Annotated in this window: 16 protein-coding genes; 12 read left to right on the top strand and 4 right to left on the bottom strand. The window is 67.5% G+C overall.

The genetic code is table 11. From position 1 onward, the window contains the following. Positions 1–81 precede the first annotated feature (81 nt). The 5 genes from rraA to ACE3N6_RS14210 all read left to right on the top strand — a co-directional run bounded on the left by rraA (position 82) and on the right by ACE3N6_RS14210 (position 4,488). Positions 82–561, top strand: coding sequence for a ribonuclease E activity regulator RraA (gene rraA / locus ACE3N6_RS14230; protein ID WP_374246440.1), 480 nt, complete (start codon positions 82–84; stop codon positions 559–561). A gap of 315 nt (positions 562–876) precedes the next feature. Further along, a complete protein-coding gene (gene aceA, locus ACE3N6_RS14225; protein WP_374246439.1) occupies positions 877–2,190 on the top strand; it encodes an isocitrate lyase in 1,314 nt (437 codons plus the stop codon). A gap of 142 nt (positions 2,191–2,332) precedes the next feature. Then, a complete protein-coding gene (locus tag ACE3N6_RS14220) occupies positions 2,333–3,196 on the top strand; it encodes a DMT family transporter (protein WP_374246438.1) in 864 nt (287 codons plus the stop codon). A 60-nt stretch (positions 3,197–3,256) separates the two neighbouring features. Then, positions 3,257–3,619 (top strand): STAS/SEC14 domain-containing protein, encoded by a 363-nt coding sequence (locus tag ACE3N6_RS14215; RefSeq protein WP_374246437.1) that lies wholly within the window; start codon positions 3,257–3,259, stop codon positions 3,617–3,619. 11 nt (positions 3,620–3,630) lie between these two features. Next, positions 3,631–4,488, top strand: coding sequence for a sulfurtransferase (locus tag ACE3N6_RS14210; protein WP_374246436.1), 858 nt, complete (start codon positions 3,631–3,633; stop codon positions 4,486–4,488). Between the two features lie 43 nt (positions 4,489–4,531). On the opposite strand, the gene ACE3N6_RS14205 is transcribed toward ACE3N6_RS14210, so the two are convergent. Beyond that, a complete protein-coding gene (locus ACE3N6_RS14205) occupies positions 4,532–4,966 on the bottom strand; it encodes a YidB family protein (protein ID WP_374246435.1) in 435 nt (144 codons plus the stop codon). Positions 4,967–5,167: 201 nt separating this feature from the next. Here ACE3N6_RS14205 and rpiA point away from each other — a divergent pair, with 201 nt between their 5' ends. From rpiA to ACE3N6_RS14190, 3 genes are all read left to right on the top strand, one after another. Then, complete coding sequence (gene rpiA / locus ACE3N6_RS14200; RefSeq protein ID WP_374246434.1) at positions 5,168–5,830, top strand: ribose-5-phosphate isomerase RpiA; 663 nt, start codon at positions 5,168–5,170, stop codon at positions 5,828–5,830. 57 nt (positions 5,831–5,887) lie between these two features. Further along, positions 5,888–6,586: a phosphate signaling complex protein PhoU gene (gene phoU, locus ACE3N6_RS14195; RefSeq protein ID WP_374246433.1), complete on the top strand. Its 699-nt coding sequence runs from the start codon at positions 5,888–5,890 to the stop codon at positions 6,584–6,586. Between the two features lie 151 nt (positions 6,587–6,737). Next, complete coding sequence (locus ACE3N6_RS14190) at positions 6,738–7,502, top strand: flagellar brake protein (protein WP_374246432.1); 765 nt, start codon at positions 6,738–6,740, stop codon at positions 7,500–7,502. Between the two features lie 87 nt (positions 7,503–7,589). Here the strand turns inward: ACE3N6_RS14190 and fliE are convergent, their stop codons facing one another. From fliE to ACE3N6_RS14175, 3 genes are all read right to left on the bottom strand, one after another. Beyond that, complete coding sequence (gene fliE, locus ACE3N6_RS14185) at positions 7,590–7,910, bottom strand: flagellar hook-basal body complex protein FliE (protein ID WP_374246431.1); 321 nt, start codon at positions 7,908–7,910, stop codon at positions 7,590–7,592. Between the two features lie 63 nt (positions 7,911–7,973). Further along, complete coding sequence (locus ACE3N6_RS14180; protein WP_374246430.1) at positions 7,974–9,374, bottom strand: sigma-54-dependent transcriptional regulator; 1,401 nt, start codon at positions 9,372–9,374, stop codon at positions 7,974–7,976. 43 nt (positions 9,375–9,417) lie between these two features. Beyond that, positions 9,418–10,521: a PAS domain-containing sensor histidine kinase gene (locus tag ACE3N6_RS14175; RefSeq protein WP_374246429.1), complete on the bottom strand. Its 1,104-nt coding sequence runs from the start codon at positions 10,519–10,521 to the stop codon at positions 9,418–9,420. A gap of 154 nt (positions 10,522–10,675) precedes the next feature. Here ACE3N6_RS14175 and fliF point away from each other — a divergent pair, with 154 nt between their 5' ends. The 4 genes from fliF to ACE3N6_RS14155 all read left to right on the top strand — a co-directional run. Beyond that, complete coding sequence (gene fliF, locus ACE3N6_RS14170) at positions 10,676–12,376, top strand: flagellar basal-body MS-ring/collar protein FliF (protein WP_374246428.1); 1,701 nt, start codon at positions 10,676–10,678, stop codon at positions 12,374–12,376. Continuing rightward, on the top strand, positions 12,360–13,361 hold the full coding sequence (fliG, locus tag ACE3N6_RS14165; RefSeq protein ID WP_374246427.1) for a flagellar motor switch protein FliG: 1,002 nt from the start codon (positions 12,360–12,362) through the stop codon (positions 13,359–13,361). The genes fliF and fliG overlap by 17 nt, the downstream gene beginning before the upstream one ends. Positions 13,362–13,376: 15 nt before the next feature. Next, positions 13,377–14,093: a flagellar assembly protein FliH gene (locus ACE3N6_RS14160; protein ID WP_374246426.1), complete on the top strand. Its 717-nt coding sequence runs from the start codon at positions 13,377–13,379 to the stop codon at positions 14,091–14,093. Continuing rightward, positions 14,093–15,167, top strand: a 1,075-nt coding sequence (locus ACE3N6_RS14155; protein ID WP_374246425.1) for a FliI/YscN family ATPase, incomplete at its 3' end; no start/stop codon positions are given. The genes ACE3N6_RS14160 and ACE3N6_RS14155, both read left to right, overlap by 1 nt.

Raw genomic sequence — 15,167 nt, 5'->3', positions numbered from 1 at the left:
CAACCCACGGGCGGCCCAGGCCGCCCGTGTGCTTTTGTGGGCCGCGTCCTCCCTTCCCATCCCGATTCTCACGGAGTTGCCATGGATTTCCAGACCACCGATCTTTGTGACGCCAACGAAGGCAAGGTGCGCGCCGTCGCGCCGATGTTCCGCAGCTTTGGCGGCAAGCCCCGCTTCGCCGGCCCGATCCGCACCCTCAAGGTCTTCGAGGACAACTCGCTGGTCCGCAGCACCCTCGAAACCGCCGGCAACGGCGCGGTGCTGGTGGTTGACGGCGGCGGCTCGATGCGCTGCGCGATGGTCGGCGATCAGCTCGCGCTGCTGGGCGTCAAGAACAACTGGGCAGGCATCGTCGTGTACGGCTGCATCCGCGACTCCGGCCCCATCGCGGGCATGGACATTGGCGTCTTCGCCCTTGGCACCCACCCCATGAAGAGCGTCAAGAAGGGCGCTGGCGACGTGGACATCCCGGTTACCTTCGGCGGCGTCACCTTCACCCCGGGCCAGCACCTCTACGCCGACGAGGATGGCGTGATCGTTTCCGAGGCCCCGCTCCTCTGATCGGCGCCAACAGAACGCCGCGGCGCAGCGGATTTTCATTTCACCAGCACCGACGTCGTTTCACGATACAAAAAACAGGAAGCAACAGGCTGATTAAAAACAGAAATTTATTTCTTATATCTTATATAAGACCTGTTGCTGCCCTGCAAAATTCTGCCTATACTGTCACCTGTTGATCGAGGTGGCTGAAACCTGTTTTAACCGGCTCCGCCCCCGACCAGACAGAGCAAGAGTCACGCAACGCCGCACCCGAAGCAGGTCAAGCGTGCGCCTCGGCTTCCCCTCCCTTCACCCTATGTTTGTAAAGGATGTCGTATGTCTCTGACCCGCGAACAGCAAATCGCCGCCCTCGAAAAAGACTGGGCTGAAAACCCCCGCTGGAAGGGCGTCAAGCGCGGCTACACCGCCGCTGACGTCGTCCGTCTGCGTGGCTCCCTGCAGCCCGAATACACCCTGGCCCAGCGCGGCGCCAAGGTCCTCTGGGACAAGGTCAACGGCGGCGCCAAGAAGGGCTACGTGAACGCCTTCGGCGCGATCACCGCCGGTCAAGCCATGCAACAGGCCAAGGCTGGCCTGGAAGCCGTGTATCTGTCCGGCTGGCAGGTTGCCGCCGACGGCAACACCTCCGAAACCATGTACCCGGACCAGTCGCTGTACGCCTACGACTCCGTGCCGACCATGGTTCGCCGCATCAACAACACCTTCAAGCGTGCCGACGAGATCCAGTGGTCCCGTGGCATCAACCCGGGCGACGAAGGCTTCATCGACTACTTCCTGCCGATCGTTGCCGACGCCGAAGCCGGTTTCGGTGGCGTGCTGAACGCCTTCGAACTGATGAAGAACATGATCGCCGCCGGTGCCGCTGGCGTTCACTTCGAAGACCAGCTGGCTGCCGCCAAGAAGTGCGGCCACATGGGTGGCAAGGTGCTCGTCCCGACCCGTGAAGCCGTCGAGAAGCTGATCTCCGCGCGTTTCGCCGCCGACGTCATGGGCGTTCCGACCCTGATCCTGGCCCGTACCGACGCCGAAGCCGCCAACCTCATCACCTCCGACTACGACGAGAACGACAAGCCCTTCCTCACCGGTGAGCGCACCCAAGAGGGCTTCTACCGCGTCAAGAACGGTCTCGAGCAGTCCATCTCCCGCGGCGTGGCCTACGCCCCGTACGCCGACCTCGTCTGGTGCGAAACCGGCGTGCCCGATATCGGCTTCGCCCGTGAATTCGCTCAGGCCGTGCTGGCCGCCTGCCCGGGCAAGCTGCTGTCCTACAACTGCTCGCCGTCCTTCAACTGGAAGAAGAACCTCAACGACTCGCAGATCGCCTCCTTCCAGGAAGAACTGTCGGCGCTGGGCTACAAGTACCAGTTCATCACCCTGGCTGGCATCCACGTCAACTGGTACAACACCTTCAAGTTCGCCCACGCCTACGCTCGCGGCGAAGGCATGAAGCACTACGTCGAGATGGTTCAGGAACCCGAATTCGCCGCCCGCGAACAGGGCTACACCTTCGTCTCGCACCAGCAGGAAGTCGGCACCGGTTACTTCGACGAAGTCACCACCGTGATCCAGGGCGGCTCCTCCTCCGTCAAGGCCCTCACCGGCTCGACCGAAGAAGAGCAGTTCCACTAAGCTTTGATCGCCGGTAACCCTCACCGGCACGCTTGGTCGATCGACCCCCGCGGGCGCAAGCCCCCGGGGGTTTTTCACATGCTTGCCCAAGGCTGGCGCGGGCCTCCGGTAGAATCGGGCGCTTTCGCCCGCCCCCCACGCCATGCAATCCCTCTGGATGATCGTCGCCAGCCTGCTGTTCGCCTGCATGGGCGTCTGCGTCAAGCTCGGCTCGGCGCAGCTGTCCACCGGAGAGCTGGTCTTCTACCGGGGCATCATCGGCCTGCTGATGATGCTGGCGCTGGTGCGCTGGCAGGGTTTGTCCTGGCACACACCCCACTGGCGGCTGCAGCTCTCCCGCGGGTTCTCCGGCACCGTGTCGCTGATGTGCTACTTCTTTGCCCTCGGCGTGCTGCCGTTGGCCACCGCGGTCACCCTCAGCTACACCTCCCCGCTGTTCGTCGCCCTGCTGCTGATTTTGTGGTTCGGTGAGCGCCCCGGGCGCGGCGCCCTCGCCGCCATCGCCCTGGGTTTCGCCGGCGTGGTGATGCTCCTCAAACCCACCCTGCAGCCGGATCGGTGGTTTGGCGCGCTGGTGGGCATGGCCGGCGGCATGCTGGCGAGCATCGCCTACCTCAACGTGCGCGAACTCGGCCGTGCCGGCGAGCCGGAGGCCCGCACCGTGCTGTGGTTCTCCTTCGTCACCAGCCTGTTCGGGCTCGGCTGGGCGATGCTCTCCGGTGGCCTGCACCCCATCGACGCCCACAGCGCCGCGATCGTCCTGGGCGTGGGCGGCTTCGGCGGCTGCGCCCAGCTCGCGATGACCCGCGCCTACCGCTACGGCAAGACGGTCGTGTCGGCCAACCTCTCCTACACCACGGTGATCTTCTCGAGCCTGTTCGGCGTCGCCCTGTGGGACGAACGCCTGCCCTGGGCGTCGCTGCTGGGCATCGCCACCATCATCGCCAGCGGCGTGCTGATCTCCGTCGTCTCGCGCCGAGCCGCGCCAGTGCTTGAGTCCGATTGAAGCCCGCCGCGCGCGGGGCTACACTGCCGGCATCCGTTCATCCTCAAGAGGGCCCAGGAAATGATTACCACCGACCAGAAGGAAAGCCGGGTCAACCTCACCGTCTTCGGCGAGTTCACCCTCGCCGATTACAAGGAGTTCGAAGAGGTCGTCAATTACAAAGTCAAGTTCGAAGGGCCGGTGAGCCTGTTCTTCGACCTGCGGGAGATGAGCGGTTTCACCATCGACATGGCGCTCGAGGAGATCCGCTTCGCCCGGGCCCACGCCCACGACTTCGCCCGCATCGCCATCCTCACCGACGACCAGTGGGTCACCTGGAGCGCCTGGCTGTCGAAGATCTTCGTCGATGCCGACGTGCGCGTCTTCGAGGATGTCGACGACGCCGAAGCCTGGATCACCGGCATCGAATCCCCGGTGGCCTGAGGACGCCGGTCGTGCCGCAACCCTTCACCCAGCTCGTCAGCGTCCAGGAAGCCGCCACCCTGGCCACGCCCGCCTGGCGCATCTTCGACTGCCGCTTCAACCTCGCCGATCCGGCCGCCGGCCGGCAAGCCTACACGGTGGGGCACCTGCCCGGCGCCTTCTTCCTCGATCTCGAAGAAGACCTCTCCGGCCCCTGCTCCGGCCTCAACGGCCGCCATCCGCTGCCCGACCCACAGCTTCTGGCCGACAAGCTCGGCAGCCTCGGCGTCGGCCCGGAAACCCAGGTGGTCGCCTACGACGACACCGGCGGGATGTTCGCCGCCCGCCTGTGGTGGCTGCTGCGCTGGCTCGGGCACAACCGGGTCGCCGTGCTCAACGGCGGGCTCCAGGCCTGGACAGCCGCCGGTCAAACCCTCGTCGCCACGCAGCCGGTCGCAACCGCCACCCGCTTCACGCCCCAGGTCCAGAAGCGCCTGCGGGTGGACGCCGACTACGTGCTCGGTCATCTGCACGACCCGGCCATGCTGCTGATCGACGCCCGGGCGCCCGACCGCTTCCGCGGCGAGAACGAAACCCTCGACCCGGTGGGCGGCCACATTCCCGGCGCCATCAACCGCTTCTTCAAGGACAACCTGGACGACAGCGGCTGCTTCAAGTCGGGCGCCCAGCTCCAGGAAGAGTTCGGCAAGCTCATCAACGGCGGCGACGCACACAACGTGGTGCTGCAGTGCGGCTCGGGCGTCACCGCCTGCCACAACCTGCTGGCCATGGAAACCGCCGGGCTCTCCGGCGCACGCCTGTATGCCGGCTCGTGGAGCGAATGGTGCGCCGACCCTGCCCGCCCGGTCGCCACCGGGCCTGCGGCATGAACAAAGCCCTGCCAGTCCGGCAGGGCTTTTTTGCATCAGCCGATCACTTGCCGAGCATCGCCACCAGGCCCGAGAGCGCCTGGCCCAGGTCGATGTCGCCGGCCGGCACCTGACCGTCGGGCGTCAGGCGGTCGACCACCTGAGGCAGCACATTGGCCAGCTGGCCGGCGATCTGGTCGGCCGGCAGCCCCAGTTGGGCCGCCATGTCGCCCAGCTCGCTCCCCCCGAAGATCTGGCCGATCTGCTCGGCGCTCACCGGCAGGTTCTGCCCGGTGCTCACCCACGACGCTGCCTGCTCACCCAGCCCGGCCTGATTCAAGCGGCCCAGCAGGTCGCCAAGACCACCGAGACCGCCCTGGCCGTTCTGCAGAAGGCTCATCACCAGCTGCAGGATCGCCGCCTGCCCTCCGCCGCCCTGCTGCGCACCGCCCGCCAGCGACCCCAGAACCTGACCTGCCAGTTGATCGAGCAAACCCATAACGAGACTCCTTCAGTGAGTGATTCGGGTAAATCCTGCCATCCCGGCGCACCGGGCATTTGTGGCATGGACGTAACACTTTACCCCCCTCACCCCCACCGGGTGTAAGGCTTTGTGGATTGACGCCGCCGGCGTGACAAACCGCAAACGCAGCCCCGGTCCGGTTAAAATCCGGCTTTCCGCACTTTCGCAGCTCACACCATGACCCAGGACGAACTCAAGCAACAGGCAGCGCTGCGTGCGCTCGATTACGTGGTCGAAGGCAGCATCGTCGGCGTCGGCACCGGCTCCACCGCCAACTTCTTCATCGACGGGCTGGCCGCGATGAAAGACCGCATCGCTGGCGCCGTCGCCTCATCCGAAGCCTCCGCCCGGCGCCTGGCCGGCCACGGCATCCGCCTGTTCGACCTGAACGACGTGGAGCGGATGCCGGTGTACATCGACGGCGCCGACGAGATCGACGCCTCCCTTGCGATGATTAAAGGCGGCGGCGGCGCCCTCACTCGCGAGAAGATCGTGGCGGCGGTGGCCGAACGCTTCGTCTGCATCTGCGACGCCACCAAGCGGGTCGATTGCCTGGGTCGCTTCCCGCTGCCCGTGGAGGTGATTCCCATGGCCCGCGCCCAGGTTGCCCGCCAGCTCACCGCCTTGGGCGGCCGGCCGGTCTGGCGCGAAGGTTTCGTCACCGACAACGGCAACATCATCCTCGACGTGCACGGCCTGCAGATCCGCGAGCCGGCCGAATTCGAGCGAACCGTCGACGGCATCGTCGGGGTCGTCACCAACGGGCTGTTCGCCCGCCGCGGGGCCGACGTGCTGCTCCTCGCCACACCCTCGGGGGTGGTCGCCTACGAGCGGACTTGAAACAAAAACGTCATCTGGCACTGTTAATCTGCGCGCTTACCAGCCTTGGGATTTTCAATGAACGAGCACACCTCCAAGAAGTTCGATGCCGAACTGGAAGGAATCCGCAACCGGGTTCTCCAGATGGGCGGGATGGTCGAGTTGCAGATCGTGAAGGCGATGGAAGGCCTTTCCGATGGCGACCCCCTGCTGATCGATCAGGTCATCGAAAACGACAACCGGGTCAATCTTCTCGAGATCGAACTCGACGAAGCCTGCAACCAGGTCATTGCCAAACGCCAGCCCACTGCGGTGGACCTGCGCATGGTGAGCACCGTGCAGAAGACCATCACCGATCTTGAGCGGATCGGCGACGAGGCCAAGAAGATCGCCAAGACGGCCAAGCAGCTGCACGGCAGCGGTTCGGCCTTCCTGCCGCAGATCCGGCTCGGCCACATCGCCGACGCCGTGGTGGACATGCTGCGCACCGCGCTGGACGCCTACGCGCGCCTGGACACCGTGGCCGCTGCCCAGGTGGTTCGCCACGACAAGGAGGTGGATGCCGAGTTCAAGGGCATCATGCGCCAGCTCATCACCTACATGATGGAAGACCCGCGCACGATCTCCCAGGCCATCGAGCTGATGTTCGTGGCCAAGTCGGTGGAACGCATCGGCGACCACGCCAAGAACATCGCCGAGTACGTGGTGTACATGGTCAAGGGCCGCGACGTGCGTCACACCAGCCTCGAAGAGATCGAGCGGGAAGCCACGCGCTGACCGCCGCCTTCAGCGCGCCTTTCGGGGGACGGATCGCCGTCCCCCGAATCGTTTCTGCGGCCAGAAAACTGCAGGCATGCCAATTGCTTCACCATCGGGGTTACCCACCTGACTGATAGAATCGGCATCTCAGCCGAACGCCTCTGCCATCATGCCGCTCAAGTTCGAACTCCTGCAGGCCGACGAACACTCCCGCTACCTGCTCCGCGGAAAGACCGACATCCTCTACAACCTGCGCAATCTCATGCAGAAGCGCGCGATGATCAGCGCCTTCATCGACGCCAGCGCAGACTCCTTCCTCACCGCCATCCTCGCGGTCAACCCGGATGACGACACCCTGGTTCTGGACGCCGCCAGCAGCGACGCCATCAACGCCCGGGTGGATGGCGCCGAGCAGCTGATCTGCGTCACCCAGCTGGACAAGATCAAGATCCAGTTTGCCGCAGCCCGTCCCCAGCGCATCGGCTTCGAGGGCCACACCGCCTTCCGCGTGGCGCTCCCCGACGTGCTGCTGCGCCTGCAGCGCCGGGAGTACTACCGCCTGATCGCCACCAACCCCCACAGCCTCAGTTGCCTGATTCCCATCAGCAGCGGCGGCGAGAAGCGGATGGTGTCGATGGAGGCCACCGTGCTCGACATCAGCAGCGGCGGCCTGGCCGTGCTGCTGCCGCCGAACGAGCCGGTACTCGAGCCCGACACCATCCTCAGCGACTGCCGGCTGATGCTCCCCGAAACCGGCCCCATCGTCACCTCGCTGCGGGTGCGCAACATCTTCCGCATCACCAACCGCGACGGCAGCACCATGCTGCGCGCCGGCTGCGAGTTCACCGAGCTGTCCGCCAGCATGGCCTCGACGATCCAGCGCTACATCCTCAAGGCCGAGCGGGAGCGCAACGCCCGCGAGCGCATCCGCTGACGGCGGCGCACCGCAAAAACAAAAGCCGGCTTTCGCCGGCTTTTGTTTTATTGACCTGAACAACCTGAGCTCAAACCCGAACCACCCTCACACCGACATGTTCATGATGTCCTGGTAGGCCGTGACGAGCTTGTTGCGCACCTGAACCATCTGCTGGAAGGACAGGTTGGCCTTCTGGAGATTGACCATCACGTCCTGCAGGTTGACGTTCGGATCGCCCGCCGAAAAGCCCTTGGCCATCTCCTGGGCCTGCATCTGGGCGGAACTCACCTGATCGATGGCAGTCTGCAGCACCTGACCGAAATCGGCCGCGCCGGCGGCCTGGGCCGGCTGGGCGGATTTACCCGACGCCACCTGCGAGGTGGCGCGAAGCTCCGACAACATCTGATCGATTCCGCGGGTATCCATGATCCTGCTCCTTTGACTCCACTATAGCAGAGCAAGCGACGTGCCACAGCGCGCGAGCCGGGCTCAGCCGCTGAACAGCCCTTCCTGCCGATACTGCTGGAGCTTGTAGCGGAGGGTGCGCTCGGAGATGCCAAGCTGCGCCACCGCTCGCTTTCGCGATCCGCCGACCTCCTTGAGCACCTGGAGGATGTGCTCCCGTTCCAGATCCTTCATGTTGGCCGGCCGGGCGGCGTCGCGGGCGTCGGCGGCCGCGTCTGCGGCAGGATTTGCCGGCTCGACGGCAAGCACTGCCGGCATGGCTGCCGGCGGCGGCATCGCCATCCGCACCGGCTCGCCGTTCCAGTGGGGCAGGCACAGGCGGATGGTCTCGCCGGAGACGGCCTGACCGCTGGCGAGGATCAACGCCCGCTGGACGGTGTTCTCCAGCTCGCGCACGTTGCCGGGCCAGTGGTAGGTGAGCAGCACCTCCTCGGCTTCGGGCGACAGGCGCGCCGCGCGCTTGAGGCGCACCCCATGCAGCAGCGCGAAGTGCCGGGCCAGGGGCACGATGTCGCCCGGCCGCTCGCGCAGCGACGGGATCGCCAGCGGGAACACGTTGAGGCGGTAGAACAGATCCTCGCGGAAACGGCCGGCGGCCACTTCCTTGCTCATGTCCCGGTTGGTGGTGGCGAGCACCCGGATGTCCAGCGGGATCGCCTTCTTGCCGCCCACCCGCTCCACCTCGCGCTCCTGCAGCACCCGCAGCAGCTTGGCCTGCAGGCCCAGGGGCATCTCGGAGATTTCGTCGAGCAGCAGGGTGCCGCCCTCGGCCTGCTCGAACTTGCCCGCCTGGCTGCTGGCGGCGCCGGTGAAGGCGCCCTTCTCGTGGCCGAAGAGGGTGGCTTCGAGGAGCGTGTCGGGGATCGCCGCGCAATTGATGGCCACGAAGGGGCCGCTGCGGCGGGGGGAATGCTCGTGCAGATAGCGGGCAAAGACTTCCTTGCCGGTGCCGGATTCCCCGTTGAGGAGCACCGTGGCGTCGGTTTCGGCCACCTTGTCGGCCAGGGCCAGCAGCTTGCGGGTGTGGGGGTCGGCGGCGATCATGTCGTCGTCGCGCCGGGTGACGGCGTAGCGTTCGACGTGCTCCAGCAGCACCTTGGGCTCGAAGGGTTTCATCAGGAAATCGCAGGCCCCGCCACGCATGGCGTCGACGGCCTTCTCGACGTCGCCGAAGGCAGTCATCAGCAGCACGGGCAGCTGGGGCAGGCGCTGGCGCAGCTCGGCCAGCAGCTGCAGGCCGTCCATCGGCTGCATCTTCAGGTCGGACAGCACCAGGTTGAAGGCCTGCTTCTCCACCTCGGCCAGGGCCGCCGGGCCATCGCCCACGCCGGTCACCGCGTGGCCGGCAACCTCGAGGGTCAGGCACACGGCATCGCGCAGCGGCGCATCGTCTTCGACTACCAGGATGTTGAGGGCTTCGGTCATGGGACGTCTCTCTAGAACTGGGTGCAGCTGGGCGATCAGGGCGTCAGCCGCCCATGGCGAGGGTCAGTGAAAACACCGTTCCACGACCGGGTTCGGAATCGATGCCGATGTCTCCCCCGTGGGCCCGGGCCACGCCCCGCGCAATCGCCAGGCCCAATCCTGTTCCATCGGGCCGGGTGGTAAAGAACGGCTCGAAGAGCCGCGACTGAAGTGCCGGGTCGATGCCCCGGCCGTTGTCGGCCACCGTGAAGCGGGCCATGGCGCCGTCCAGCCGGGCCTGAAAGCGGATCGCGCCGCCGGCCTCCAGCGCCTGGACGGCGTTCTCGAGCAGGTTGGTGAGCGCCCCGGCGATGGCCTTGCGGTCGCCCACCACCTGGGTGTCGCCGCAGGTGCAGGCGGCGTCGAGGGTGAGGCCCTTGGCGCGGGCCAGGGGTTCGAGGGTGTGGGTAAGTTCGGCCACCAGATCGCAGATGCCGAAGGGCTCGCGGCCGAGGGTTTCGCCGCGGGCGAACAGCAGCATGTCGCGGATCAGCTTTTCGAGATGGCGCAGGCGCTCCATCGCCCGGTTGCCGATGCGCTCCCGGTCGGCCGGGCCCATCTCCTGCTGCACCAGGTTGGCGGTGTAGAGCAGCGCGGCGGACAGCGGCGTGCGCAGCTGGTGGGCCAGCCCGGCGACCATCTCGCCCATCGCGGCGAGGCGCTCGTTGCGTTCGGCGGCGAGGCGCATCCGGTGGGCGTCGGTCACGTCGGTGAGGAGCACGATGTGGCCGTCGCCGGATTCGAGGGCGGCGTGATCGCGGGTCAGCCGGCGGGTTTCGGTGCCGGCGCCCAGCTGCCACTCGCCGGGGGTTTCGGTGGGGACCAGGCGGGCGGCGGCAAAATCCGCCCAGTCGACCCCGGCCAGCGCGGTGCCGAACATCGCCTCCACCGCCCGGTTGGCCTGCACCACACGACCTTCCCGGTCGAGCACCACGACGCCCGCCGGCAGCGCGCCCATCAGCACGCTGAGGCGTTCGGTCAGCTGGCCGACCTGGGTCTGCAGGCCGGCGTAGGCGCCGGTCAGGGCCTCGGACGCCTCGCTGAACTGGCGGAAGGCTTCGGCCAGCTGGCGGGCGTCGAGACGATCTTCGGTGGCGGGCAGGTTCATGAAGGGCGCGGGGCGAAATTCACCGGTTCGCAGCTTAGGCCTGCCGGCGGCAAGGCAAGGCGGCAAATAGGCGGCAAAAACTGCTGCTAATCCCGCCCTTGATCGGATTGCGCCTCGCCCAGAATGCGAGCATCCGTAAGAGGGGAATGTTTCCATGGCAGCAGAAGACGCCGCCGTCGCTCCACCGCCGCCCGCCTCACCGTTCACTCAGGTGCTGGAGAACATCCGCAATCTGTCGCAGCGCCAGAAGCTCGCGGCGGGCGCCGCGCTGGCCTTCGCCATTGCGCTGGTGGTGGGCGTGCTGCTGTGGAGCCGGCAGCCGGACTACGCCGTGCTGTTCTCCAATCTGGCCGAGAAGGACGGGGGCGCCGTGGTGGCCAGCCTCCAGCAGCAGAACATCCCCTACAAGTTCTCCGACAACGGCAACGCCATCCTGGTGCCCGCCACCAACGTGCACGACCTGCGCCTGCGCCTGGCCGCCCAGGGCATCCCGAAGGGCGGGCTGGTGGGCTTCGAGCTGATGGAGAACCAGAAGCTGGGGCTCTCCCAGTTCCACGAGCAGGTCAACTACCAGCGCGCCCTCGAAGGCGAGCTGTCGCGCACCATCTCGTCCATCGGCAGCGTGGCCGGCGCGCGGGTGCATCTGGCGATTCCCAAGCAGACGGCCTTCCTGCGCGACGAGCAGAAGCCCACCGCCTCGGTGATGGTGAACCTGCACACCGGCCGCGCCCTCGACCCGGCCCAGATCGCCGGCATCGTGCACCTCATCGCCTCCAGCGTGCCCCAGCTCACCAACGACAACGTGAGCGTGATCGACCAGGACGGCGCGCTCCTCACCAAGAAGCCGGACCCGCTGCGCACCGCCCTCGACGCCACCCAGATCAAGTACACCCGCGAGCTGGAGGAAGGCTACATCGAGCGCATCAACGCCATCCTCACGCCGCTGTTCGGCAAGGGCAACTTCCGCGCCCAGGTGTCGGCCGACGTGGACTTCAACGTCACCGAGCAGACCGCCGAGACCTACCGCCCCAACCCCTCGCCCGATCAGGCGATCCGCAGCCAGCAGAGCAACGAGAGCACCACCCGCGAGCAGGCCGCCCAGGGGGTGCCGGGCGCGCTCACCAACCAGCCGCCGGTGCCCGCCACCGCGCCGCTCACCACCCCGCCGGTGGCGGGCGCCGCCGGCCCCAACCAGCAGCCGCCGCTGTCCGCCACCAAGAGCGCCACCATCAACTACGAGCTGGACAAGACCATCCAGCACACCCGCAAGGCGCTGGGCCAGATCCGCCGGCTGTCGGTGGCGGTGGCCCTCAACCAGAAGGAAGAGAAGGACAAGAACGGTGTCGCCAAGCCGGTGCCGCTCACCGACGAGGAGCGCAAGCGCGTCGAGGATCTGGTGCGCGACGCGGTGGGCTACAGCAAGGACCGCGGCGACACCATCAGCGTGGCCAGCAGCCCCTTCGTGGTCTCCGACAAGGATCAGCTCGAGACACCGATCTGGAAGGACCCGGACAACGTCGCGCTGTTCAAGGAACTCATCAAGTATCTGGTCATCGCCGGGGTGATCGCCTTCGTGGCCTTCGGGGTGATCCGCCCGCTCCTGAAGCAGGTGCTGCCCCAGCCGGAAACCAAGGAAGAAGAGGCCGCCGCCGAAGCCGCCGCCGCGGGCGAGGAAGGCGAAGAGGGCGAGGAAGGCGAGGAGGAAGGCGCCGAAGTGGCCCTCTCGCCGGAAGCCGCCGCCCGTCTGGCCTACGACGAGAAGCTCGCCAAGGCCCTGGCCCTGGCCAAGGAGAACCCGCGGATGGTCGCCAACCTGATCAAAGAGTGGATGGGAAGCCATGAGCAGCAACGATGAAGGGCTGGAGAAGAGCGCCCTGCTGCTGCTGACCCTCGGCGCCGACGAGGCCGCCGAAGTGCTCAAGCAGCTCGGCCCGAAGGAGGTCCAGAAGCTGGGCGCCTCGATGGCGGCGATGCCCGCCCAGGGCCGGGAGCGGGTCGAGACCATCCTCGACGAGTTGATCGCGTTCTCCGAGAAGGGCTCGCCCATCGAGGCCGACCACGAGCACATCAAGGCCATGCTCACCAAGGCGCTGGGCGACGAGCGCGCCAACCACCTGATCGGCCGCGTGCTGCAGGGCTCCGACACCGCCGGCATCGAGAGCCTGAAGTGGATGGACGCCGCCACCGCCGCCGACCTCATCAAGAACGAGCACCCGCAGATCATCGCCACGATCCTGGTGCACCTGGAGTTCGACCAGGCCGGCGAGATCCTCAAGCACTTCACCGACCGCCTGCGCAACGACGTGCTGCTGCGCATCGCCACCCTCGACGGGGTGCAGCCGATCGCCCTGCGCGAACTCAACGAGGCCCTCACCCGCATGCTGGCGGGCGCCACCACCGTCAAGAAGACCGCCATGGGTGGGGTGCGCCACGCCGCCGACATCCTCAACTTCGTCGGCTCGGCGGCCGAAACGGCGATCCTCGACAACGTGCGCGAATACGACCCGGACCTCGCCCAGAAGATCCTCGACGAGATGTTCGTCTTCGAGAACCTCATGGACCTCGACGACCGCGGCATCCAGACCCTGCTGCGCGAAGTGCAGAGCGACTCCCTGGTCATCGCCCTCAAGGGCGCGCCGCCGGAGATGCGCGAGAAGATCTTCAAGAACATGTCCCAGCGCGCCGCCGAGATGCTCCGCGAGGATCTGGAATCCCGCGGCCCGGTGCGCCTGTCGGAGGTGGAGGCCGAGCAGAAGGAAATCCTCAAGACGGCCCGCCGGCTGGCCGAGGAAGGCCAGATCGCCCTGTCCAGCGGAGGCGGCGACGATGCCTTCGTGTAAAGGCGGGGCCGCGCGATGAGCCCCACTCAGGCGTCCGGCGCCTACCGGCGCTGGCAGCTGCCGTCCTTCGACGAGCCCGCCCCGCCCCCCGTACCGGCAGCAGAGCCCCTGGCGGAGGTGGCCGAACCCGAGCCCGAGCCGCCGCCGCCCGAACCCGCGTTCGAGGCGCCGGTCGAGATCGAGCCGGAGATCCCGCTCCCCGAGCCCCACATCCACCTGCCCACCGCCGACGAGATCGAGCGCATCCACGAGGAAGCCCGCAAGGAGGGTTACGACGCCGGCTACGAGGAAGCCACCGCCCGCGGCCGGATGGAGGCGATGCAGCTCCACGGCCTGGTGCAGAACCTCGAGGCCGCCATGAGCAGCCTCGACCAGGAGGTGGCCGACGAGATCCTCGCGGTGGCCATCGAGGTGGCCCGCCAGATGGTGCGCCACAGCCTGGCCCGACACCCCGAATCCGTCGCCGAACTGATCCGCGAGGCCCTGCTCCAGCTGCCCCAGGCCCACGCCATGGTGCACCTCAACCCCGACGATCTGGCGATGGTCCGCGACTACCTGGGCGAACAGCTCACCCACGGCGGCCACCGGCTGGTGGAAGACGCCACCGTCGCCCGCGGCGGGGTGCGCATCGACGCCGCCGGCAGCCAGATCGACGCCACCCTGCAGACCCGCTGGCGCCGCATCATGGACAACCTGGGCCGCAACGTGGCCTGGGACGGAGACGGCGCCTGATGGACCACGGCACCGAAACCTGGCGCGCCTTCCTCGCCGACAGCCGCAAGCTGGTGGGCGCCACCGCACCGTATCAGGTCTCCGGCCGGCTCACCCGCATCAACGGGCTGGTGATGGAAGCCTCCGGGCTCAAGCTCCCGCTGGGCTCCGGCTGCCGCATCGTGGTGCCCGGCGGCAGCTCGGTGGAAGCCGAAGTGGTGGGCTTCCACGGCGAGAAGATCTTCCTGATGCCCACCGACGACGTCTTCGGCCTGGCCCCCGGCGCCCAGGTGCTGCCGGTCGAGCCCACCCAGCCGCCGCTGATCGCCGGCGAACGCATCGAACCCCGCCGCCGCGCCTCCGACCGGGCCAAGCACCTGCCGATGGGCGACGAACTCCTCGGCCGGGTGGTCGACGGCGCCGGCCGCCCGCTGGACGGCCTCGGCCCGCTGGCGGTGCGCCACAGCCGCTCGCTCCAGGCGCGGCCGATCAACCCGCTGCAGCGGGCGCCCATCAGCCAGTCGCTGGACGTGGGCATCCGCGCCATCAACGGCCTGCTCACCGTGGGCCGCGGCCAGCGGATGGGCCTGTTCGCCGGCTCGGGCGTGGGCAAGTCGGTGCTCATCGGCATGATGGCCCGCTACACCGCCGCCGACGTGATCGTCGTCGGGCTGATCGGCGAGCGGGGCCGCGAAGTGAAAGAGTTCATCGAGCACAACCTGGGCCCCGAGGGCCTCGCCCGCTCCGCGGTGATCGCCGCCCCGGCCGACTGCAGCCCGCTGATGCGCCTGCAGGGCGCCTCCTACGCCACCACGGTGGCCGAATACTTCCGCGACCAGGGCAAGCAGGTGCTGCTCATCATGGATTCGCTCACCCGCTACGCCATGGCCCAGCGCGAGATCGCGCTGGCCATCGGCGAACCGCCGGTCACCCGGGGCTACCCGCCGTCGGTGTTCGCGCGCCTGCCGGCGCTGGTGGAGCGCGCCGGCAACGGGCCGGACGGCGGCGGCTCGATCACCGCCTTCTACACCGTGCTCGCCGAGGGCGACGACCAGCAAGACCCGCTGGCCGACTCCGCCCGGGCGATCCTCGACG

The sequence above is a fragment of the Zoogloea sp. genome (assembly GCF_041904905.1).
In the GTDB taxonomy this organism is placed as follows: Bacteria; Pseudomonadota; Gammaproteobacteria; order Burkholderiales; family Rhodocyclaceae; genus Zoogloea.
Note: the sequence above shows the minus strand (reverse complement) of the source record. Positions and strands in the feature narration are given on the sequence as shown.

What these genes read in the sequence shown, in the direction of transcription:
- rraA (WP_374246440.1), top strand. Translation starts at nt 82, where the DNA reads ATGGATTTCCAGACCACCGATCTTTGTGACGCCAACGAAGGCAAGGTG.
- aceA (WP_374246439.1), top strand. Translation starts at nt 877, where the DNA reads ATGTCTCTGACCCGCGAACAGCAAATCGCCGCCCTCGAAAAAGACTGG.
- ACE3N6_RS14220 (WP_374246438.1), top strand. Translation starts at nt 2,333, where the DNA reads ATGCAATCCCTCTGGATGATCGTCGCCAGCCTGCTGTTCGCCTGCATG.
- ACE3N6_RS14215 (WP_374246437.1), top strand. Translation starts at nt 3,257, where the DNA reads ATGATTACCACCGACCAGAAGGAAAGCCGGGTCAACCTCACCGTCTTC.
- ACE3N6_RS14205 (WP_374246435.1), bottom strand. Translation starts at nt 4,966, where the DNA reads ATGGGTTTGCTCGATCAACTGGCAGGTCAGGTTCTGGGGTCGCTGGCG.
- rpiA (WP_374246434.1), top strand. Translation starts at nt 5,168, where the DNA reads ATGACCCAGGACGAACTCAAGCAACAGGCAGCGCTGCGTGCGCTCGAT.
- phoU (WP_374246433.1), top strand. Translation starts at nt 5,888, where the DNA reads ATGAACGAGCACACCTCCAAGAAGTTCGATGCCGAACTGGAAGGAATC.
- ACE3N6_RS14190 (WP_374246432.1), top strand. Translation starts at nt 6,738, where the DNA reads ATGCCGCTCAAGTTCGAACTCCTGCAGGCCGACGAACACTCCCGCTAC.
- fliE (WP_374246431.1), bottom strand. Translation starts at nt 7,910, where the DNA reads ATGGATACCCGCGGAATCGATCAGATGTTGTCGGAGCTTCGCGCCACC.
- ACE3N6_RS14180 (WP_374246430.1), bottom strand. Translation starts at nt 9,374, where the DNA reads ATGACCGAAGCCCTCAACATCCTGGTAGTCGAAGACGATGCGCCGCTG.
- ACE3N6_RS14175 (WP_374246429.1), bottom strand. Translation starts at nt 10,521, where the DNA reads ATGAACCTGCCCGCCACCGAAGATCGTCTCGACGCCCGCCAGCTGGCC.
- fliF (WP_374246428.1), top strand. Translation starts at nt 10,676, where the DNA reads ATGGCAGCAGAAGACGCCGCCGTCGCTCCACCGCCGCCCGCCTCACCG.
- fliG (WP_374246427.1), top strand. Translation starts at nt 12,360, where the DNA reads ATGAGCAGCAACGATGAAGGGCTGGAGAAGAGCGCCCTGCTGCTGCTG.
- ACE3N6_RS14160 (WP_374246426.1), top strand. Translation starts at nt 13,377, where the DNA reads ATGAGCCCCACTCAGGCGTCCGGCGCCTACCGGCGCTGGCAGCTGCCG.